The 19,614-nt window shown below is 49.1% G+C and carries 18 protein-coding genes; all 18 read right to left on the bottom strand.

What is annotated here, in order from left to right; all coding sequences use genetic code 11:
- Positions 1–96: 96 nt before the first annotated feature.
- Positions 97–567 carry an Lrp/AsnC family transcriptional regulator gene (locus EDM52_RS07520; protein WP_122908386.1) on the bottom strand — a complete coding sequence of 157 codons (471 nt, stop codon included), beginning with the start codon at positions 565–567 and terminating at the stop codon, positions 97–99.
- Positions 568–872: 305 nt separating this feature from the next.
- A complete protein-coding gene (locus EDM52_RS07525) occupies positions 873–2,186 on the bottom strand; it encodes a pyrimidine-nucleoside phosphorylase (protein ID WP_122908387.1) in 1,314 nt (437 codons plus the stop codon).
- 92 nt (positions 2,187–2,278) lie between these two features.
- Entirely contained in the window at positions 2,279–3,088 is an 810-nt protein-coding gene (locus EDM52_RS07530) for a purine-nucleoside phosphorylase (protein WP_122908388.1), read from the bottom strand.
- A gap of 59 nt (positions 3,089–3,147) precedes the next feature.
- Positions 3,148–4,320 (bottom strand): phosphopentomutase, encoded by a 1,173-nt coding sequence (gene deoB / locus EDM52_RS07535; protein ID WP_122908389.1) that lies wholly within the window; start codon positions 4,318–4,320, stop codon positions 3,148–3,150.
- Positions 4,321–4,430: 110 nt separating this feature from the next.
- Positions 4,431–5,318, bottom strand: coding sequence for a site-specific tyrosine recombinase XerD (xerD, locus tag EDM52_RS07540; RefSeq protein ID WP_122908390.1), 888 nt, complete (start codon positions 5,316–5,318; stop codon positions 4,431–4,433).
- Positions 5,319–5,406: 88 nt separating this feature from the next.
- Positions 5,407–5,646: a DUF4227 family protein gene (locus tag EDM52_RS07545; protein WP_122908391.1), complete on the bottom strand. Its 240-nt coding sequence runs from the start codon at positions 5,644–5,646 to the stop codon at positions 5,407–5,409.
- A 209-nt stretch (positions 5,647–5,855) separates the two neighbouring features.
- The gene (gene fur, locus EDM52_RS07550; RefSeq protein WP_057134164.1) at positions 5,856–6,320 is read right to left on the bottom strand and encodes a ferric iron uptake transcriptional regulator; all 465 of its coding nucleotides are present in this window, start codon (positions 6,318–6,320) and stop codon (positions 5,856–5,858) included.
- 94 nt (positions 6,321–6,414) lie between these two features.
- Positions 6,415–7,041, bottom strand: coding sequence for a stage II sporulation protein M (gene spoIIM / locus EDM52_RS07555; RefSeq protein ID WP_122908392.1), 627 nt, complete (start codon positions 7,039–7,041; stop codon positions 6,415–6,417).
- 64 nt (positions 7,042–7,105) lie between these two features.
- A complete protein-coding gene (locus EDM52_RS07560; RefSeq protein ID WP_245996649.1) occupies positions 7,106–8,254 on the bottom strand; it encodes an endonuclease Q family protein in 1,149 nt (382 codons plus the stop codon).
- A 28-nt stretch (positions 8,255–8,282) separates the two neighbouring features.
- Complete coding sequence (locus tag EDM52_RS07565; RefSeq protein ID WP_122908394.1) at positions 8,283–8,846, bottom strand: NUDIX domain-containing protein; 564 nt, start codon at positions 8,844–8,846, stop codon at positions 8,283–8,285.
- 157 nt (positions 8,847–9,003) lie between these two features.
- Positions 9,004–10,167, bottom strand: coding sequence for a DUF3866 family protein (locus tag EDM52_RS25125; RefSeq protein WP_245996650.1), 1,164 nt, complete (start codon positions 10,165–10,167; stop codon positions 9,004–9,006).
- Positions 10,168–10,344: 177 nt separating this feature from the next.
- On the bottom strand, positions 10,345–11,460 hold the full coding sequence (locus EDM52_RS07580; RefSeq protein ID WP_122908397.1) for a M20/M25/M40 family metallo-hydrolase: 1,116 nt from the start codon (positions 11,458–11,460) through the stop codon (positions 10,345–10,347).
- A gap of 93 nt (positions 11,461–11,553) precedes the next feature.
- On the bottom strand, positions 11,554–13,110 hold the full coding sequence (locus EDM52_RS07585) for an acyl-CoA carboxylase subunit beta (protein ID WP_122908398.1): 1,557 nt from the start codon (positions 13,108–13,110) through the stop codon (positions 11,554–11,556).
- Positions 13,111–13,132: 22 nt separating this feature from the next.
- Positions 13,133–13,543 (bottom strand): methylmalonyl-CoA epimerase, encoded by a 411-nt coding sequence (gene mce, locus EDM52_RS07590; protein WP_122908399.1) that lies wholly within the window; start codon positions 13,541–13,543, stop codon positions 13,133–13,135.
- A 399-nt stretch (positions 13,544–13,942) separates the two neighbouring features.
- Positions 13,943–16,126 (bottom strand): copper amine oxidase N-terminal domain-containing protein, encoded by a 2,184-nt coding sequence (locus EDM52_RS07595; RefSeq protein ID WP_122908400.1) that lies wholly within the window; start codon positions 16,124–16,126, stop codon positions 13,943–13,945.
- A 155-nt stretch (positions 16,127–16,281) separates the two neighbouring features.
- Complete coding sequence (locus tag EDM52_RS07600) at positions 16,282–17,589, bottom strand: dihydrolipoamide acetyltransferase family protein (protein WP_122908401.1); 1,308 nt, start codon at positions 17,587–17,589, stop codon at positions 16,282–16,284.
- A 21-nt stretch (positions 17,590–17,610) separates the two neighbouring features.
- A complete protein-coding gene (locus EDM52_RS07605; RefSeq protein WP_122908402.1) occupies positions 17,611–18,594 on the bottom strand; it encodes an alpha-ketoacid dehydrogenase subunit beta in 984 nt (327 codons plus the stop codon).
- Between the two features lie 11 nt (positions 18,595–18,605).
- Positions 18,606–19,598 carry a thiamine pyrophosphate-dependent dehydrogenase E1 component subunit alpha gene (locus tag EDM52_RS07610; protein WP_122908403.1) on the bottom strand — a complete coding sequence of 331 codons (993 nt, stop codon included), beginning with the start codon at positions 19,596–19,598 and terminating at the stop codon, positions 18,606–18,608.
- Positions 19,599–19,614: the final 16 nt, after the last annotated feature.

Genomic DNA, 19,614 nt, shown 5'->3' on the forward strand with positions numbered 1-19,614 from the left:
GTTTTTCTTTATTTGTCTCTTTTCTGAAAACAGCGAACGAAAAAAAGAACAATACGCGAAATAAACTTGACTTCAGTCGGGAGGCATCAACCCCTTTCACTGCAATGTCACGTCGTCATCCTGAACGAAAGAGAAGGAATCCTTGTACTGCTTGAGTTCGAGAGAGACATCGGCAGCAACAATTCCTTCAATTTGAGAGAGTCGTTCATTGACGAACGTGATCAGCTCATCATTGCTATGGAAACACGCTTGTAAGATCAAGTCGTGCTTACCGCTAAACGAGCCCACAAAACGAACGGCAGAAAACTTACTTAATTCTTCTGCTACGTATTTCTGCGATCCGAGCTTTGTGGTCAACCCGATGATTGCCTGCACGTGTAAGCCTAACTTTTCGGGGTCTGGATGAATAACAAATTGGAAAACTCCGTCTTGCAACAGTTGAGTGATTCTAGCGCGTATCGTACCTTCGCTTACTCTAAGCTGCTGGGCGATCTCGGTATACGGGATTCGTCCGTCTTCTTGGAGGATTTGCAGGATCTGCTTGTCAACATGGTCCAGCTTTTTCATAGATACGATTTTCTGAGAACCTCCATACATTTTTTACGAATTTCGAAAAAAACATTAATACTTTGTTTGTTACAATAAAAGTAATCTGAAATGATAGCGGTGTCAACGAAATTTGACAAGTAGAATAATAAAATATTATAAAGAGCTTATGAACAATAAAAAAATTTTTCATAGCATCATACAAAAATTATATGTCTAATGAATAGTAATTGCTAGTTTTAATCAATAATTTTTTCTTGAAAAAATACTTTCCAGCATTGAAGGGATACACTTTTACTTTTTGTATATCCCTTGCCTGGAAAGTTTTACCTCATTTGTTCAACTATTTTGTAAATCAGTGTTTGTTTGCCAGGAGGAATGTCTGAGATCTGGAAGGCACCCTCCAGTTCCTGCAAAGCACTCTGCAAGAGCTGTTCCTGATTCGCATGTACAGTCACCAGCGTTTCTCCAGCTTGAACCTGGTCTCCTCGCTTTTTATGCAGCACAAGACCAACTGCCAGATCGATCGCCATTTCCTTGGTCAATCTGCCCGCACCCAAAACAACAGAGGCGTGGCCTACTGCTTCAGCATCAATATCGGTGATAAATCCATCCTGTTTCGCTGTAATGGCATGCAAAAGCGTCGCTTTCGGAAGCTTTTCCAGGTTGTACACCTCTTCCTTGTCTCCGCCTTGCGCTTCTACCATCTCAGCCAGTTTGTCTACTGCTTTACCTGATGCCATGATCTCTTCCAGCTTGCCCCGTCCTTCTTCGACCGTAGCTACCAGTCCGCCAAGTAGAAGCATGCGCGCTCCAATCGCCAGGACAAGCTCAGTCAGATCACGCGGTCCTTTGCCGGCTAAAGTCTCGATGGCTTCCTTCACTTCCAGGGCATTGCCCACAGCAAATCCAAGCGGCTGATTCATGTCACTGATCACAGCCACTGTTTTGCGCCCTACCTGACTTCCGATGTCGACCATTGCGCGTGCAAGGGTTTCGGCCTGCTCCAGATTTTTCATGAAAGCACCTTTGCCCACCTTCACGTCAAGGAGGATGGCATCCGCACCTGCTGCAATTTTTTTGGACATGATAGAGCTTGCGATCAATGGAACGGCTTCTACGGTTGCCGTAACGTCCCGCAATGCATACAGCTTCTTGTCCGCAGGAGTCAGATTACCCGACTGTCCGATGACGGATACGCCAATATCATGCACCTGCTGCAAAAACTGTTCACGGGTACGCTCGACCTGGAAGCCACTAAAGGATTCGAGCTTGTCAATGGTACCGCCTGAATAGCCGAGCCCTCTACCGGACATTTTGGCAACGGGAATACCTGCAGCAGCCACCAGAGGTGCGACGACAAGCGTAGTTTTGTCGCCTACCCCACCAGTACTGTGCTTATCTACCTTGACACCCGACAGGGAAGACAGGTCCAGCTGCTCACCAGAGCCCGCCATCGCCAAAGTCAGGTCGCCTGTTTCACGTGCGGTCATGCCACGGAACAGGACAGCCATTGCCCAAGCGGACATTTGATAGTCTGGAATGCTTCCTGATGTATAGCCTTCTACAAGGAATCGGATTTCTTCGGTTGTGAGTTCGCCTCCATCCCTTTTCTTGGCGATCATGTCAACCATGCGCATTGTAAAACACCCCATTCCCATTACTCGCGTTTAGTATTTAGCACTTCACTGTACGAAAACACAGTGTCAATCGGAAATACCCTTCGTCGTTCTTACAGTTTGAATACGATTTCCTTGACCAGAGTCAGGAATTGAGATTTCACTCTCTCCGTAGTAGCCATCACTTCTTCATGAGACAACGGCTGCTCCAGGATCCCTGCCGCCATGTTGCTGATGCAGGAGATGCCCAGCACCTTTACATTCATGTGGCGAGCCACAATGACTTCCGGTACTGTCGACATCCCTACCGCATCTGCTCCGAGAATGCGCAGCATGCGAATCTCTGCTGGCGTTTCGTAGCTCGGTCCCAAGAGACCTACGTACACACCTTCCTGCAGATTAATGCCCTGCTCTTCGGCTACGTTTTTCGCGAGATTCCGCAAATCCTTGGAGTACGCTTCAGACATGTCTGGGAAACGAGTACCCATTTCATCGTCATTCGGGCCAATCAACGGATTGCGTGCGGTCAAATTGATGTGATCGCGAATCAGCATCAGATTTCCTTCCCCATAGCTTTCGTTAATGCCGCCAGCAGCATTGGTGATGATCATCGTTTCCACTCCCAGCAGCTTCATGACGCGAATAGGAAAAACAACCGCGTCCAGATCGTGGCCTTCGTAATAATGGAAACGTCCTTGCATCGCGACTACCTGCTTACCCCGCAGCTTACCAATCACCAGTTGTCCCTTATGTCCGACTACCGTCGATTTCGTAAAGCCGGGGATCTCATCGTAAGGAATGACGACCGGATTTTCGATTTCGTCAGCCAGAACACCTAAACCAGAACCTAAAACCAAGCCGATTGTGGGTTTTTCTGCGAGCTTAGGCTCGATGTATGCTACTGCATCCTGATATTTTGTCATGTGAAACACTCCTCCATTTTTCTGTTTCTTCTATATAAATGTTTATAGAGATTTAATTTTTATACATCACTTAGGAAACTCTTTCCAATAGCAGGTGCCTTTACCCCAAAGTTCTCCGCAATCGTTGCCCCTACATCCGCAAAGGTCTCCCGGATACCGAGGTGACTGCCTTGCTGGATGCCCTGGTGGTATACAATGAGCGGAACGTATTCACGCGTATGATCCGTTCCATGATGAACCGGGTCATTCCCGTGATCTGCGGTAATGATCAGCAGGTCATCCTTGCGCAGGTTCGCGACGATCTCCGGAAGACGGGCGTCAAATTCCATCAATGCCTGTCCATACCCTTGCGGATCGCGACGATGTCCGAATTTCGCATCGAAATCGACCAGATTTACAAAACTGAGACCCGTGAAGTCCTGCTTCATCGTCTGGATGAGCTGGTCGACGCCATCCATGTTATCCTTCGTGCGAATGGCTTGGGTTATCCCTTCCTCTGCGTAAATATCACTGATTTTGCCAATCGCAATGGATTCGAAGCCTCCATCTTGCAGATGGTTCATCACAGTCGGAGAAAAAGGTTTCACAGAGTAGTCATGGCGATTGGACGTCCGAGTAAAGTTTCCGGGGGTCCCCAAGAACGGCCTCGCAATGACACGTGTTACCGCATACTCATCACGCAAGGTAAGCTCTCGAGCAACCTGACAAATGTGGTACAGCTCTTCTAGTGGAATGACTTCTTCGTGGGCAGCTACCTGAAACACACTGTCGGCCGAAGTGTAGACGATGACACTCCCCGTTTTCATGTGTTCTTCTCCGAGCTCATCGAGAATATCCGTGCCGGAAGCCACCTTGTTTCCCAATACCTTGCGACCGATTCTGTTTTCAAATTCCTCAATCAAAGCAGTTGGAAATCCATCTGGATAAGTATTGAATGGAACTGAAACATGGAGTCCCATGATCTCCCAATGACCGGTCGTCGTATCTTTTCCCATGGAGATTTCCTGCATTTTACCAAAGTGGGCCTGTGGTGCTGCAGCCACTGGTACATTTCGCAGAGGAGCGATATTGCCCAAACCCATCTTTTCCATGTTGGGCATGGCAAATCCCTCTACTCGCTCAGCAATGTGGCCCAATGTATGTGCACCTTCATCTTGAAAGCGAGGAGCATCCGGCAGCTCGCCGATCCCAACACTGTCCAAAACGATTAAAAAAACTCGAGAAAACCGCAATTGTAACGCCTCCAATTCTGTAGGGATCATTTTCCACCAAGGTCGTCAGACGTCTGACCTGATGAAAGAAAAGTTGGCTCCGCCTATAAAACGACGGAGTTGGATGACACCTAGGCACGGGGATGTGTCTTGGCGTAAATGTCTTTGATTCGAGTTCTCGTCACATGTGTATAAATCTGAGTGGTTGAAATATCGGCATGACCCAGCATCTCCTGAACAGAGCGCAGGTCTGCACCATTTTCAAGCAGATGAGTTGCAAAGGAGTGCCGCAACGTATGTGGGGTAATCTCTGCACGAATGTTCGCCTTCAGGGCGTATCGCTTGATGATTTTCCAAAAGCCCTGACGAGTAATCTGCTTGCCCAGATGATTGAGGAACAGAGCTGATTCATCGCTGCCTTTCAACAGCTTCGGACGGCCAGCGTGCAAGTAGTGACGAACCATCTGGATGGCTACGGAACCAAGTGGGATGATTCTTTCCTTGGACCCTTTTCCCATGCATTTGACAAAACCCATATCCAGGTTCACGTCAGATGCGTCCAAATTCACTAACTCAGAGACCCGGATACCTGTAGCATACAGCAATTCAAGCATAGCCTTGTCGCGCAGTCCTGCGGGATGATTGACCGGAGGACTATCCAACAACCGCTCCACTTCTTCAATGGAAAGGACTTTCGGCAGACGCTTCTCGATCTTCGGCGTTTCTAGATGGATAGAAGGGTCCTTGTCCAAGTACTTGTCCCTGACGAGAAACTGATAGAACGCACGGATAGAAGCCATATTCCGTGACAGGGTGGCGGTGGCACGGCCTTTTTCCCTCAGCGCCAGCAAGTACCCGATGATATGCGATCGCGTAGAATCCTCAATCCGAGTAACGCCTTGATCCTGTAGATAGGAGGTATAGGCCACCATATCCCGCTGATACGACTCCAATGTGTTGGGAGAAAGCCCTTTCTCTACAGCAAGGAAATGGATAAATTGATCAATCAGACTGTCCATGAAGCCGTCCCCTTCAGATGTTAAGTATCTTGTATTGCTTTCCACATCGATGAAAAAAATCCTCCCTTTTCAACTGAAAAATGTCAGGTTATTCACCTGTAACATAAAACAGCTGAAGTCGTGCCAGATACCCTTCCCAATCTTGAGGCTCAGGGGCATTGATCAATTTCACAACCTTTACCGCTTCTCCATCCGGCACTTGATACGGATTGGATGGCAGAAGGCTTTGGGATAACACATGAATAATACCATAAGACAAAAGCGTGCAAGTGACGAGCAAGAGCAGGAATCGAAGCATTTCCATGAATCGACGGTACGGGACGCGCATCGCAGGTTCCTCCTTCCCCAATTCCCTCTCACTATATGCACTTGTCCCAGTGCCCATGACACTTGCGGTCTAGGCCTATATGTATTCATTTGTTCTTGCTGTTATACAGGATCGAAAGGTATGGCTTGTCGCACATTTCTTAGGATTCCTCAGGAAATCGATGGCCATTACAAAAAAGAAAAAACTTCTCCGTTCAAAGAGAAGTTTACTCATTTGAAATCATCTACGTTCACTTTATCAATGCAACGGTGGCACACACCGTAGAAGGTCAAACGATGGTCGGTAATGTAAAAGTTGTAAACATTCTTGACCTTTTCCTCTGCAGAGACCAACAAGTCTTCGAAGATTTCATCAACCGTTCCGCAGTGCAGACAGATCAAGTGATGATGGTGATACGCAGCATTGTCATCGCGTAGGTCGTATCTGGCTACACCGTCGCCGAAGTTCATCTTGTGGAGAATCTTCAGCTCGCTTAGCAGCTCTAGTGTGCGATAGACTGTAGCAAGCCCGATCTCAGGAGCTTTATCTTTTACCAAAAGGTACACATCTTCAGCGCTGAGATGATCTTCTTCATTTTCCAGTAAAACGCGAACAGTGGCTTCACGTTGTGGCGTCAATTTGTAGTTTTGTGCATGCAGCTGTTGCTTTATTTTTTCTAACTTTTCTTCCAACATTAATGCCCCTCCCCGCTCGCTTGAAACCTGCTCCTATTATAGTAGAGGGGCCTAGAATAAGTCAAATACATAAGTTCTTACTTGATAATAATTCTTAATTGAGTACGAGCTGCATGAGTCTGGGGGAGACAAAGGTCTCAAATAATGAAGCAATGGTCAAGACGGCCAGCATTGAGATCACCAGAACCGTATAGCCTACAAAATGCGGCATAATTCCATCGCGTTTGCTTAACAGTCTGGTTTTTATCAGTCTCAGGGAAAAGGAAATTCCACTCACGCCTATGATAAATAAGGCAGGAACAACCAGTAAATTTTGCGGCAGCACGCCCATCATGGCAAAGGTCACTCCTTGCCACTGCATTTGGTTGACGAGAAAACCAACTGTAAAGCCCACAACTACCCCTTTTAAGAACAGGATCAACAGTATCATCGGCAACCCTATAATGGAAAGCCCAAGTACCCACATAATCCCTACCGTTTTTGCGTAATGGCCAAACGACTCCTGAAAATGAGGCCGCGTGTCGGGAATTCCCTCTTGCCCGAGCGTATTGAAAAAGTACTGAAGGAAGCCGTGTAATTCTTGTTTTTGCGAAAGGGGCAAAGAATTCACAAGCACCGCTCCGAAAATAATCCCCATTGTAAACAGAACAATCGTGAACCAATAGAGCGATTGATGCTCCTTGGCATAGGCTTGGATGGTTTGTCCGATTCTTGAACGCACTTTGGTCCCCTCCCGCTTCGCTGATTACTGTACAGCTTATGCGGACGAGTCCTCCCCTATGCCATTATCCATCCACGATTCTTCCGTAGGTTCCCGCTCCTCCAGCCTGTACGTTCAATGCCCCCGACCGGGCACGGACGATACGATTCGCTATTTTTTCTCCTGCCACGCGTATCAAATCCTCTTCCGCAACCCGATGAAGAATATCCATCTGCGTTCCGAATGCATCATACAGCTTTTGCAGTAGCTTTGGCCCAACACCCGGGATAAATTCCAGCGGAACCTGTTCTACATAGGGTGGACGGTGTGCGGGATGAACATCCTTCGGAAGATCTGCAAGCTGACCAATCCGAGCTGCTACACCACGTACGACTCGCTTGAAGCCACATACGGGACAACGCGGGGAATCGTCCTCTGGCAAAGGTGTTTGGCAACCCTGGCAAGTGGTCTGATGGTATTTGCCCAACTGAGGAGTCAACCCGTAGTTGACGACAACTCCTCGCCCATCCTTTTGTTGCAGCGCTTTGATCCACTCTGCAAATGAGGCTTCTGCCATTCGAATCTCCTGATACTCCCGACCGATTTTACCCAGGGAGTGGGCATCTGAATTCGTAAGAAAGGTTTTGGAATGAAGCTCCGAGATTTGGTCGGCCATTTGCGTGTTGGCGCTTAGTCCCAGCTCCACGGCGTAGATCAAGGTAGGATCAAGCACTTCCTGCATGGAATCGGTGCAGCTTCCGTAAAGACCCTTATGCGGTGTAAAAATATGAGCAGGGATCACAGTGCCACCTAAATGCTGTGCGCATTGCTGCAATCCCAGAATGGTGGCATGTATGCGCTGTGAGCTGAGATGCACATTTTTGCAGCGAGCCCCAAGCCAATGAGTAAAAGCCTGCATGGCTTTGATCGTCGGCAGATAGACGAGAAAATGAGCTTCTCCCCGTCCTTCTTCTTTGATCTCGACCTCGCAGCCCAGAATGAGTACCGTCTGCTGAAAAAGGATTCCACCGTCGCTTTGTTCGATGGCATCACCACGCTCCAGAAGATCCAGGAGTTCCTCCTGAACTTCCGGGGAATGAGCATCAATCACACCGATCATATCCATCCCTTTGCGCCATGAGGCTTCCTCAAGAATTTTCGTTAATGTCATGGCACGTGAAGCCGTTATTTTAACCGGTCGTCCGGTTCGCGTCCCGCCAATATGGATGTGCATGTCACAAAAGAATGAACGGAGCTGCTTGTTATCCACGGGCACGGAGCATTTGGTTCTCCCAATGAAACAGGGCAACCACTGTCTTGGCATCACAGATTTCGCCAGCCTGGTGCAGCTCATGCGCTTCTTCCAGAGTCAATTCCAGCAGATCCACGAATTCATCCTCATCCGGACGGCTTTCTCCTTTGACCAATCCTTTGGCCACGTAGACATGAAGCAATTCATCTGCAAAGCCTGGTGACGTGTAGAACGCACTCAGCTTTTCATAATGAGCCGCTGTATAACCTGTCTCTTCCTCCAATTCACGTTTTGCGCAGGACAAAGGATCCTCGCCCGGCTCCAGCTTGCCGGCTGGTATCTCCACAATGACCTTTTCCAGCGGCTTGCGGAACTGACGCACCGCGACCAGCCTTCCGTCATCCGTAAGCGGAATGATGGCCACGGCCCCCTGATGATGGACTATCTCGCGCTTGGCCGTATTTCCATTCGGCAACAGCACTTCGTCCACTTTTACTTTAATGATGCGCCCCTCATAGATCGATTGACTCGAAATCGTTTTCTCATATAAATGCTCTGGCTTATTCGGATTCATGATGGGCCTCCTCTGTCAGAAATCTGGTTCTATTCCTCATGCCTCCTCCATAGGCTGGAAACATGAAGCTTGTCCAACCTATTGTATCGGAGGAAATCGACGATGAAAACCTATGTCGGGGAAAAGCATTTGCGTATGGTAGGGAAAGCTTGGGAAATCAGAGCTGCGCTTCGTTCCTGGTCAAAAAAAGACCTAACGCTTCAAGATTATTTGGCGAAGCGTAGCAATCTGAATCGGCGCTGACAGACTTCCAGGAAAAAGAAAAACTTTTCTTGGTCAGATCTGCCGCCAACAGAGCTGTAAAAAAGGGTACAGGATCTTCCTGCCAGCTTCGCCCCATCGATGAAAAGGCCATCCCATACTGCTGCTCCAGATTGGACAAGCGGTCTTCAGAAGCCGAGTGGCCCCATACCACTACATGACTTTTCTCGTATAGTGATTGAATCTGTTCAGCCATCATGCTATCTCGATCGTCACCGAGCTTTGGCATAATGAGCACAACTGGCCGCAATACATAGCGACCCAAAATGGCCATCGTATGATGACTGACACCACGATGACGCAAGCGTGGGTCCGCAAAGCTGATACGCGGCAGAAAAAAAGGAACACCATTCAAAATAGATACGGCATGAACAACCTCTGCCAGCTGTACGCCAGAAAATGCGTAAGGTGTGCCCGTGCCCGCTACGCCTGGCCCCAGCATGCAAAGAATCACATCAGCCTTCTCTACATGCTTTGCTGCCAATAGACCACTGTGAATTGTTACCGCTTCACGGTCACCTCCCCAAGCATGCCCAGTCGTGACAACTGCATTCAGCAGTCCCTGCGATTTACATTGATGGACATGCCTGCTCATCGCTACGGGCAAAGAAGCGCCATCCGGCATCACATAAACGACTTTTGCCTCCGGTTGATTTTGCCGCAACGCAGCTGCAACGACCGGCAAGAGACTGTGCAGCTCGCCAATAATGACAGGCGTTCCCTCCAAAGTCAAATCGTCGCGTACAAATAGAGAATGATACGGACTCTCCTGCTCTTCGACCGTGTCCACCGCCAGCTGCCACGGGGCATATCGCATCTTCATCACATGCCCCCACATTCCCGGAGCCACATCTCGTTCTGAACACTCCTCCGCTTTGGACACGACCAAATGATAACCGCCTGTACCCAATCGCAGGCGAACTGCTGTAGTATTCACAATCAGGATTTCTCCTGCCTCGTAGGCTTCATTGCTGAAGGAGAGCGCCTGTGCCACCTCGCCATCCTCTGCCATTTTCAATTCTACGATCTGCATGCCTGATCGCTTTTCGACTACCCGCATAACTGTTCCCCTAGCAAGACTAAGCATTCCCGTTCCCCCTTCATCTAGAAAGGTTGATTTTTGCCATACAGACTGCATAACGCTACTCTTCTCCCTAGTGTATGTACCGGCATGCTTGACCCAAACATGCGTTGAAAAAAAAGTCGGGATTCCCTTATGAGAATCCCGACCTTATGTTTATTTTTGTACGGCTTGGATCACAGCCAGAACCAGTTCAGCTGCCTTGTTTAATTCCGAGATCGGCATACGCTCGTTTTTGGTATGAATCTCTTCATAGCCAATCGCGAAGTTTACACTCGGTACATTGTAGCCGTTAAACACGTTGCCGTCACTTCCGCCACCGCTCGCAACCAGTTCAGGATTACGTCCGATGCTCTCAACTGCGGCAATCGCTTTTTGAACGACAGGCGTTTCTTCACTGTACTTGTATCCGTGATACATGAAGATGACATCATTCTCGCAAGTCGCACCCATTTCGGCTGCTGCTTCCTCAAATGCAGTCGTCATTTTTTTCACTTGCGCTTCCAATTTGTCCATGACGAGGCTTCGTGCTTCGGACCAGACTTCAACGTAATCCGTCACGATATTATACGCTTTTCCACCCTCAAAACGGCCAATGTTTGCCGTCGTGTCTTCATCGATGCGACCCAATGGCATCCGGGAAATAGCCTTGCTAGCGACCGTAATAGCGCTGACTCCATCTTCCGGATTCACACCAGCGTGGGCTGCTTTTCCATGAATTTTGGTGACGATGCGGTATTGTCCGGCACCTGCAACCGTAATTTTGCCTACAGGTCCTTCCGAGTCCAGAATGAAGCCCATTTCGGCTTTCAGCAGACTGGAATCCATCGCACGGGAACCGACCAATCCGGATTCTTCCCCTACCGTAAGGACGACCTGGATCGTTGGATGCGGCAAATTCTGTTCTTTCAAGGTGCGAATGCCCTCGAAAATCGCTGCAATACCCGCTTTGTCGTCTGCACCGAGGATCGTGGTTCCATCCGAATAGATGTAGCCATCGCGGATTTGCGGTTTGATTCCATTACCCGGAACGACCGTATCCATATGGCTGCTGAACAGGATGGCAGGACCATTGGCTGTACCTTCCAGTGTAGCGATGAGGTTGTTCCCACCGTGTCCGGTTTTTGCAGCTGCATCATCCTCTTCAACGGTAAAGCCCATCTCGATCAGCTTTTCCTTGAGCACTTTATTAATCTGTGCTTCGTTTTTTGTTTCGCTGTCAATTTGTACGAGTTCCAAAAACTCGTTCAACACACGCTCCTGATTAATCACAGGCCCTTCCTCCAGTTCTCAAATCCGTTTTTTAGTATGTACATGCAAGTTCCAGTATACAGCAAAAAAATTTTTTCGACCATGCTCTCTCGCTTACAGCGGGATATTTCCGTGTTTTTTTGCAGGACGTTCTTCCTGCTTGGTACGCAGCATTTCCAGCGAACGCTTCAGGTATTTTCGCGTTTCTCTCGGATCGATCACATCATCGACCATGCCATGTTCTGCAGCCACGTATGGATTGGCGAACTTCTCGCGATACTCGTCAATTTTGGCTTGTCTCATTTCTACAGGATTCGGACTTTGCTCGATCTCCCGGGAGAAAATAATATTCGCAGCGCCCTCAGGTCCCATGACCGCGATTTCGGCATTCGGCCAAGCATACACCACATCTGCTCCGATTGCTTTCGAGTTGAGCGCAACATAGGCTCCACCATAGGCTTTGCGCGTAATCACGCTGATTTTGGGCACAGTCGCTTCAGAGTACGCGTACAAGATTTTTGCGCCATGCCGAATGATTCCTCCGTGCTCCTGATTGATTCCGGGGAAAAAGCCTGTCACATCCACAAAGGTGATCAATGGAATCTGGAAGGCGTCACACGTGCGAATAAATCGGGCTAGCTTGTCAGAGGAATCGATATCCAGGCCTCCCGCCATCACTTTCGGCTGGTTGGCAATCAGCCCGACGCTCTCCCCTTCAATCCGACCAAATCCCACTACAATATTTCGCGCGAACTGGGGTTGAACCTCCAAGAAGCTGCCTTCGTCCACGATGGTTTCCAGCACCTTTTTGACATCGTATACTTTCGTGCCCGCCACAGGAACCAGTTCGATGAGTTCCTCAAGCCACTCTCCGTCATCGCCCGTGTAGGACAGATGCGGCGGCTTTTCCTGGTTGTTCTGGGGTAAATATTGCAGGAGGTTACGCACTTGCTCCAATACCTCTACCTCTGTTTCGCCAGTGAAGTGGGCATTCCCGCTGATCGAGGAATGAATCGATGCTCCGCCCAGATCCTCGCTTGAAATTTTTTCTCCCGTCACGGTTTCAATCACTTTTGGCCCCGTAATAAACATTTGTGAAGTCTTTTCTACCATGAAGACAAAATCGGTTATCGCAGGGGAGTATACGGCTCCTCCCGCGCAGGGTCCCAGAATGACCGATATCTGCGGTATGACCCCGGAATAGATCGCATTTCGATAAAAGATGTGTCCGTATCCATCCAAGGAGACGACACCTTCTTGAATTCGCGCTCCACCAGAATCATTGAGACCAATCACAGGCGCACCGTTTTTCGCCGCTAAATCCATGATGTTGGCAATTTTCTTGGCGTGCATCTCGCCCAGTGCGCCACCGAACACCGTGAAATCCTGAGCAAAAACATACACGAGTCGACCGTTGATTTTCCCATAGCCGGTAACGACTCCCTCTCCCGGCGCTTCCAGCCTGTCCATGTTAAAGTGGGTAGCCCGATGCTTGACGAAGGGTTGCAGCTCCACGAATGATTCCTCATCCAACAAAAGATCCAGACGTTCTCTCGCGGTTAGTTTGCCACGGTTGTGCTGGGCGGTAATCCGATCGTCGCCACCGCCAAGCTCTACCACTCTTTTCCGCTCGTACATCTCATTGATTTTGTTGTACATCCCTTCACTCATGCCTGGAATTCCCCCTATGCTCTTAATGTGGGTATTGACAGAGCTCCACCAATACTCCTTTCGCTGCCTTCGGATGCAAGAACGCAATTTGCGCGTTGTGCGCACCCTCTTTTGGTTTTTCGTGAATGAGCGGAATACCGTTCTCCTTCAATCGCTCCAGTCGCTCCTCTACATTGTCTACATCGAGTGCGATGTGATGAATACCTTCTCCGCGCTTCTCCATGAATTTGGCGATTGGACTTTCTACAGAAAGCGGCTCCAGCAGCTCGATCCGGCTCTCCCCGATCTCCAGAAAAGCTACTTTCACTTGCTCGCTCGGTACTTCCTCCATTCCCAGAAGAGTCAATCCCAGTTGTTCCGTGTAAAAAGGCAGGGTTTCTTCAATACTTTTCACTGCAATCCCGATATGGGCGATCTTATTCGGTGCTTTCATCAATGCTCATCCTTTTCACTTTCATATAGGTTATGCAAATTTCCGCGCAGCAACATCAACAATTTTGTAAAAACTCGCTGGACAGGTTGCCACTATGAAAACAGTTGGGTACAATCTGTTTGTAGTCTCCCCATATCAATTCTAGCACAGCCGTGTGCGTATATACCGACACATTCCACTTGGAAGCTTGCTATTTTCCCACGCCATTGTCCATTTATGCCTATAAGGAGGTCACGCGTTTTGAAACAATCTGTCGTTGCCAAAGCCATGATCGTCATCTTGGTCATCTCTCTGGTGGTGCCCATGTTTTTCTACTTTCCATGGTAGTTAAAAGGATCTAAAAAAACGAACCCCCTTCTTCTAAGAAAGGGGGTTCTCTCATTTTATTATACGCTGGTTCTAGCGGTATACATACACACTGGAGGTTTGTGCATCCCAGCCTACTTTATAACCCAGATTATCCGTTACAAAACGAACCGGAATCATCGGCATGCCATCTTTCAACGCAACCGGTGCCGTCAAGGTGTGCTCCTCGTTGCCGATTTTGGCTTTATTGGAACCAACCGTGAAGCGAAGTACTTTGGTTCCACTGATGATCGCAACGGTTTGGTTGTTCCACTGCGTCGTCAGCGCCAGACCTTCCTTGAAGAATTGAGCTGGTACCATCGTGGTATTGCCATTGGCCAAATAGGGAGCTACTTGCAGCTGATGGGTTTTGCCGTGCAAGGTGTAGCTGTTCGTATTCAGCTTGAACAACGCAGCATTGGCTGGTACAGCGGCTGATGGCTGCGCTGCTGGGGCAGCAGGCGTTGCTGGTGCTGGGGCAGGCGCTGGTTGTGCTGGCAGTGCTGGAGCTGGCATTCCGACTCCGACTGCACGGGCGAAAAGCAATCCTTTTTCTTCGGAAGTGAAAACACTGATGCTATACGTATTTTTCACCTTTGGGTTGATGATGTTGGCGCCAGCACTGATAACGACTGTCGCTGCTCCTGATGCTGGAAGGTCTTGTGCAGGGTATACCAATACGTTCTGGCCACGCACAGCAACAAAATTAGCTGCTGCGCCGTTAACAGTGATGTTGGCTGGAGCGATATAAGCTGGGACGGTATAGCCAGCCGGGAAAACTAGTTCAATAAAATCACGTTGTTTAGTCAGGGCTGCACCCATGTTTTTGATTGATACGGTCAGACCGGTTGCTGCACCCATAGCGGTTGTTCCGAGTGCAATGGTTGCCGTGCTGTTGTTATTGACAGCTGCTGGTGTGCCGGTTTGTGGTGTGGTTGGTGCTGCAGGTGAAGTCGGCGTTACTGGAGCAGGATTGACAGTTGATCCTGTCACGGTAAAATCCTTGGAAGTTACTGTACGTCCATCCACGGTCATTTTCAGGTTATACGTACCCGCTGCCTTCGGATTGGAAATCCATGCTCCGAAGCCAATGTTTACCTTAACTGTGCTGGATTTGCTGAAGTTGCTCGGCGTTGTTACATACACTTTGCTACCTGTCGCTCCAACCCGCTTGGCTGTTTTTCCATTAATGGTGAAGTCTTCAGCAGAAATAATGCCCGGAATCATATCTGCACTCGGAAACTCAATGGTGAACTGCTCGTCCGGGTTCAACTGCTTGTTACCGAAATCGGCTTCAAAGGAATAACTGGTGCGAGCTCCCGCTGTCGGATCAGAAAGACTCACGGTGAAGGAGCTGGCAGTAGATGAACTACTGGAGCCTGTTCCTTTGATCGAAAATTTTTCAGACTGGTATGTAACGCCTTCGTATTTGATCTTAAAGGTGTAATCGCCGTTGGAAGGATTTTTGATGCCTCCTGCTTTCAGGAATTCCAGGTTAATATAATCCTTGTTATTTGCACCACTCGGAACTTCGATTTCGACTTCATCATCGTCGATCGATACGTCCTTCACTACGTAACCGTTCACTTTGACGTCTGCCTCATCCAAGCTCCGCGGCAGCATGTCTGCATCAGGGAAAATAACTGTGATGACATTTCCCGTCTTCAGCTTGTCGCTACCCTTCAGATCAAAATCGCCAAGCTCAATCGCTGTTTTTTCTCCTGCTTTTGTAGAGTCGAGTTCCACACTGAAATCTTTGCTACTACTGCTGCTTTTGGATCCAATGGAAACCTTCGCGTAGTCAGAGGTTTCATTTTCCGTCTCTACATCAACACGATATTCACCTTTGGTATCCGGGTTGGTAATCACATCGCTTATGACGACCTCGATGTCATCACCCTCGTCATAGCTCGTATTTACCGTAATGGTAATTTCATTGTTCTTCGAGTCAAAGCTGACACTTTTCGGCGCTTTCCCCTCGACTTTTACATTGCTCTTCGAAATGCTTTTACTAATCTGAAAATCATCGTCAAACGTAATGATGATCTCTTCACCGGAATCCAAATCCTCTTCCAATGTAAAGGTGATTTCGTAGTCGGAGTCTTCATCCACACCGTTTGAATCTAACGCCTCTACACTTACATCGTCCACAGCAAGAGCTTGAGGCGCGACAGCCAAAGAAGTAGTTATAAGTGCTGTTGCCATAACAATCGAAATCGGCTTCTTGTTCTTTTTCATGATTTTCCTCCCAAAATTGCCAATAATCTTCCATTCATTCGATGATCTTTACAAGTTTACCATATTCATTGAATAGAGGAAATCTGTTCATCAGAAAATAGTGGGCCAACGCAAAAAAACCAGGCTGCTTTCCAACCTGGTTTTTTGCTTGGATATTAATATAATTTGGTATCCGGGCCGATGCTCTCCAGACGTTGCTTGACGCTTTGCAGGAAGCGACCGCAGATCAGGCCGTCCAGCACGCGGTGATCCAGTGACAGGCACAGGTTGACCATCGAGCGAACGGCGATCATATCGTCAATGATGACTGGCCGTTTGACGATCGCTTCTACACTGAGGATCGCTGCTTGTGGTGAATTGATGATCGGCATGGACAAGACTGAACCGAATGATCCGGTATTATTGACGGTAAAGGTCCCGCCTGACATGTCATCCATGGTCAATTTCCCAGCACGGCTGCGAGCTGCCAGATCGTCAACGGACTTGGCAATGCCAAGAATGGACTTCTGATCTGCATTTTTGATGACCGGTACATAGAGCGCGTCCTCGGTCGCGACCGCGATGGAAATGTTGATGTCTTTCTTGACGATAATCTTGTCGCCTGCCCAGGTGGAATTGATCATTGGAAATTCTTTGAGGGACTCCACGACTGCCTTGATGAAGAACGGCAAGAAAGTCAGGTTGAGGCCTTCTTTGCGTTTGAAATCGTCTTTTGCCTGGTTTCGGAAGTTGACGAGATTCGTTACATCCACCTCCACCATCGTCCAGGCATGTGGCGCGTCGTGCTTGCTTTGCACCATACGGCTGGCAATCGTTTTGCGCACCGATGTCACAGGGATGATGTCGTCCCCGGGAGCCGAAGCCATGTCGAAGCTTGCGGGCCTTGAGACCGGAGTTGGAGCTGAAACCGGCTCAAGCACAGCACTGTCCGATAGTGGTGTAGCTGCCGGTTGCTGCCCACCTGCATCAATAATGGCTTGCACGTCCTTGCGGGTTACGCGCCCTCCCATTCCAGTTCCACTCACACGCGTCAAGTCGATGCTATGCTGTTGGGAAAGAAGCATGACCGCGGGAGAATAACGCGGCTTCGATCCATCTTCACCCTTTTTAGCAATCGGTGACGAACTTACCTGTTCTACCGCAGCTGGTTTACTTTCCGTCTGAGGTTGAGGCGCAGTCTCCTTTTGTTGGGTATTGGCAGTCGAACTGTTGCTATCGGCTGAACCACTTTCTTCTATATATAGAATCAAGGTTCCGATGGCTACAGTCTCGCCTTCTGCCACTACAATTTCAGTCACGCGGCCCGCGACTGTAGAGGGCACCTCGGCATTTACCTTGTCTGTGCTGACTTCTGCCAGCGGATCGTATTTGTTTACGGTGTCGCCCACACTCACCAGCCATTTGCTGATGGTACCCTCGGTCACACTCTCACCGAGCTGGGGCATGAGAACTTTAGTCGCCATGCTGTTTGCTCCTCCTCGCCTTTAATAATGGGCCAATTCCTTCATTGCTTCATATACTTTATCCGGGTTGAGCATAAAGAATTTTTCCATTGGCGGGCTGTATGGCATCGCTGGCACATCAGGTCCGCACAGACGCTTGATTGGTGCGTCCAGATCAAAGAGGCACTGTTCCGCAATGATCGCGGCAACTTCACCGCCTACGCCACCTTCCTTGTTGTCCTCGTGAACGATCAGCACCTTCCCTGTTTTGGACGCTGCCTGTGCAATCGCTTCTTTATCCAGCGGATAGAGTGTACGCAGATCCAGCACATGGGCGCTGATCCCTTCCTGAGCCAGCTTCTCTGCTGCCTGCAGGCAGAAATGCAGGGCAAGACCGTAAGAAATGACCGTAATGTCGCTGCCTTCCCGCTTGACGTCTGCTTTTCCGATCGGAACGACGTAATCATGATCAGGAACTTCGCCTTTGATCAAACGATAGCAGCGTTTATGTTCAAAAAAGAGGACAGGATCCTCATCCCGAATCGCAGCCTTCAGCAAGCCTTTTGCATCATAAGGTGTAGATGGAGCAACGACTTTTAACCCTGGAATATTGGTAAACATAGCTTCAACAGACTGGGAGTGGTAGAGCGCCCCGTGCACTCCACCGCCAAACGGAGCTCGGATCGTTATCGGACACGTCCAGTCATTGTTGGAGCGGTATCGCATCTTGGCTGCTTCACTGACGATCTGATTGACGGCTGGCATGATGAAATCGGCGAATTGAATCTCGGCAATCGGACGCATGCCGTAAGCAGCAGCACCGATTCCTACACCGACAATCGCGGATTCAGCAAGCGGTGTATCAATGACACGCTCTTCACCAAATTCCTCGATCAACCCCACAGTGGCTCGGAATACGCCGCCGCGCACTCCGACGTCTTCACCGAGTACAAATACATTGGAATCGCGACGCATCTCTTCTCGCATCGCCATTGTAATCGCATCAATATATGAGATGACTGCCATCCGAATCCCTCCTATTCCCCGTATACGTGAGTAAGTGTCGATTCAGGCGTTGGATATGGTGCTTGTTCTGCATATTCCGTCGCTTCATCCACTTCCAGCTGAACGCGTGCCAGCATATCTTTTTCCGTCGCTTCATCCAGCAATCCGATGTCTTTCAAATACGCCGCAAACACGATCAACGGATCTTTCTTTTTCGCTTCTTCCACTTCCTCACGAGTCCGATATACGCGGTCGTCATCGTCACTGGAATGAGGAACGAGACGGTACATGACCGCTTCGATCAACGTAGGCCCTTCCCCATTGCGGGCACGTGTGACCGCTTCCTTCATCACGCGATACACCTCGATTGGATCGTTTCCATCCACGCTGTAGCCTGGAAATCCGTACCCAATCGCACGGTCCGCGACACTCTCGCAAGCCAGCTGTTTTTTCAGAGGAACAGAGATGGCGTACTTGTTATTTTCACAAAAAAAGATGACAGGCAGCTTGTGAACGCCCGCAAAGTTGGCCCCTTCATGGAAGTCGCCCTGGTTGCTGGAGCCTTCGCCAAAAGACGTGTACACGACGAAGTCTTCCTGCCTCATTCTTCCTGCCAAAGCAATACCTACTGCATGCGGCACCTGCGTGGTCACAGGACTGGACCCCGACATGATGTTGAATTTCTTGCCTCCAAAATGGCCCGGCATCTGTCGCCCACCGCTGTTTGGGTCTTCTGCTTTGGCAAAGGCGGACAGCATGCAATCACGTGCGGTCTGCCCGAAAACAAGAACGAGACCAAGATCACGGTAGTAAGGACACAGGAAGTCTTTGTTTGGCTGAAGAGCGAAAGCAGCTCCCACCTGTGCAGCCTCCTGCCCTTGGCATGAAATGACGAATGGCACCTTGCCAGCCCTGTTCAACAGCCATTGGCGCTCATCAATTTTGCGCGCCAGCAGCATGTAATAATACATATCGAGCACCTGTGCGTCAGTCAAGCCTACTTCTTCATGGCGTTTGCTTGTCATCGTCGGATTCCTCCTT

The organism is Brevibacillus invocatus (genome assembly GCF_003710915.1).
Classification (GTDB): Bacteria; Bacillota; Bacilli; order Brevibacillales; family Brevibacillaceae; genus Brevibacillus; species Brevibacillus invocatus.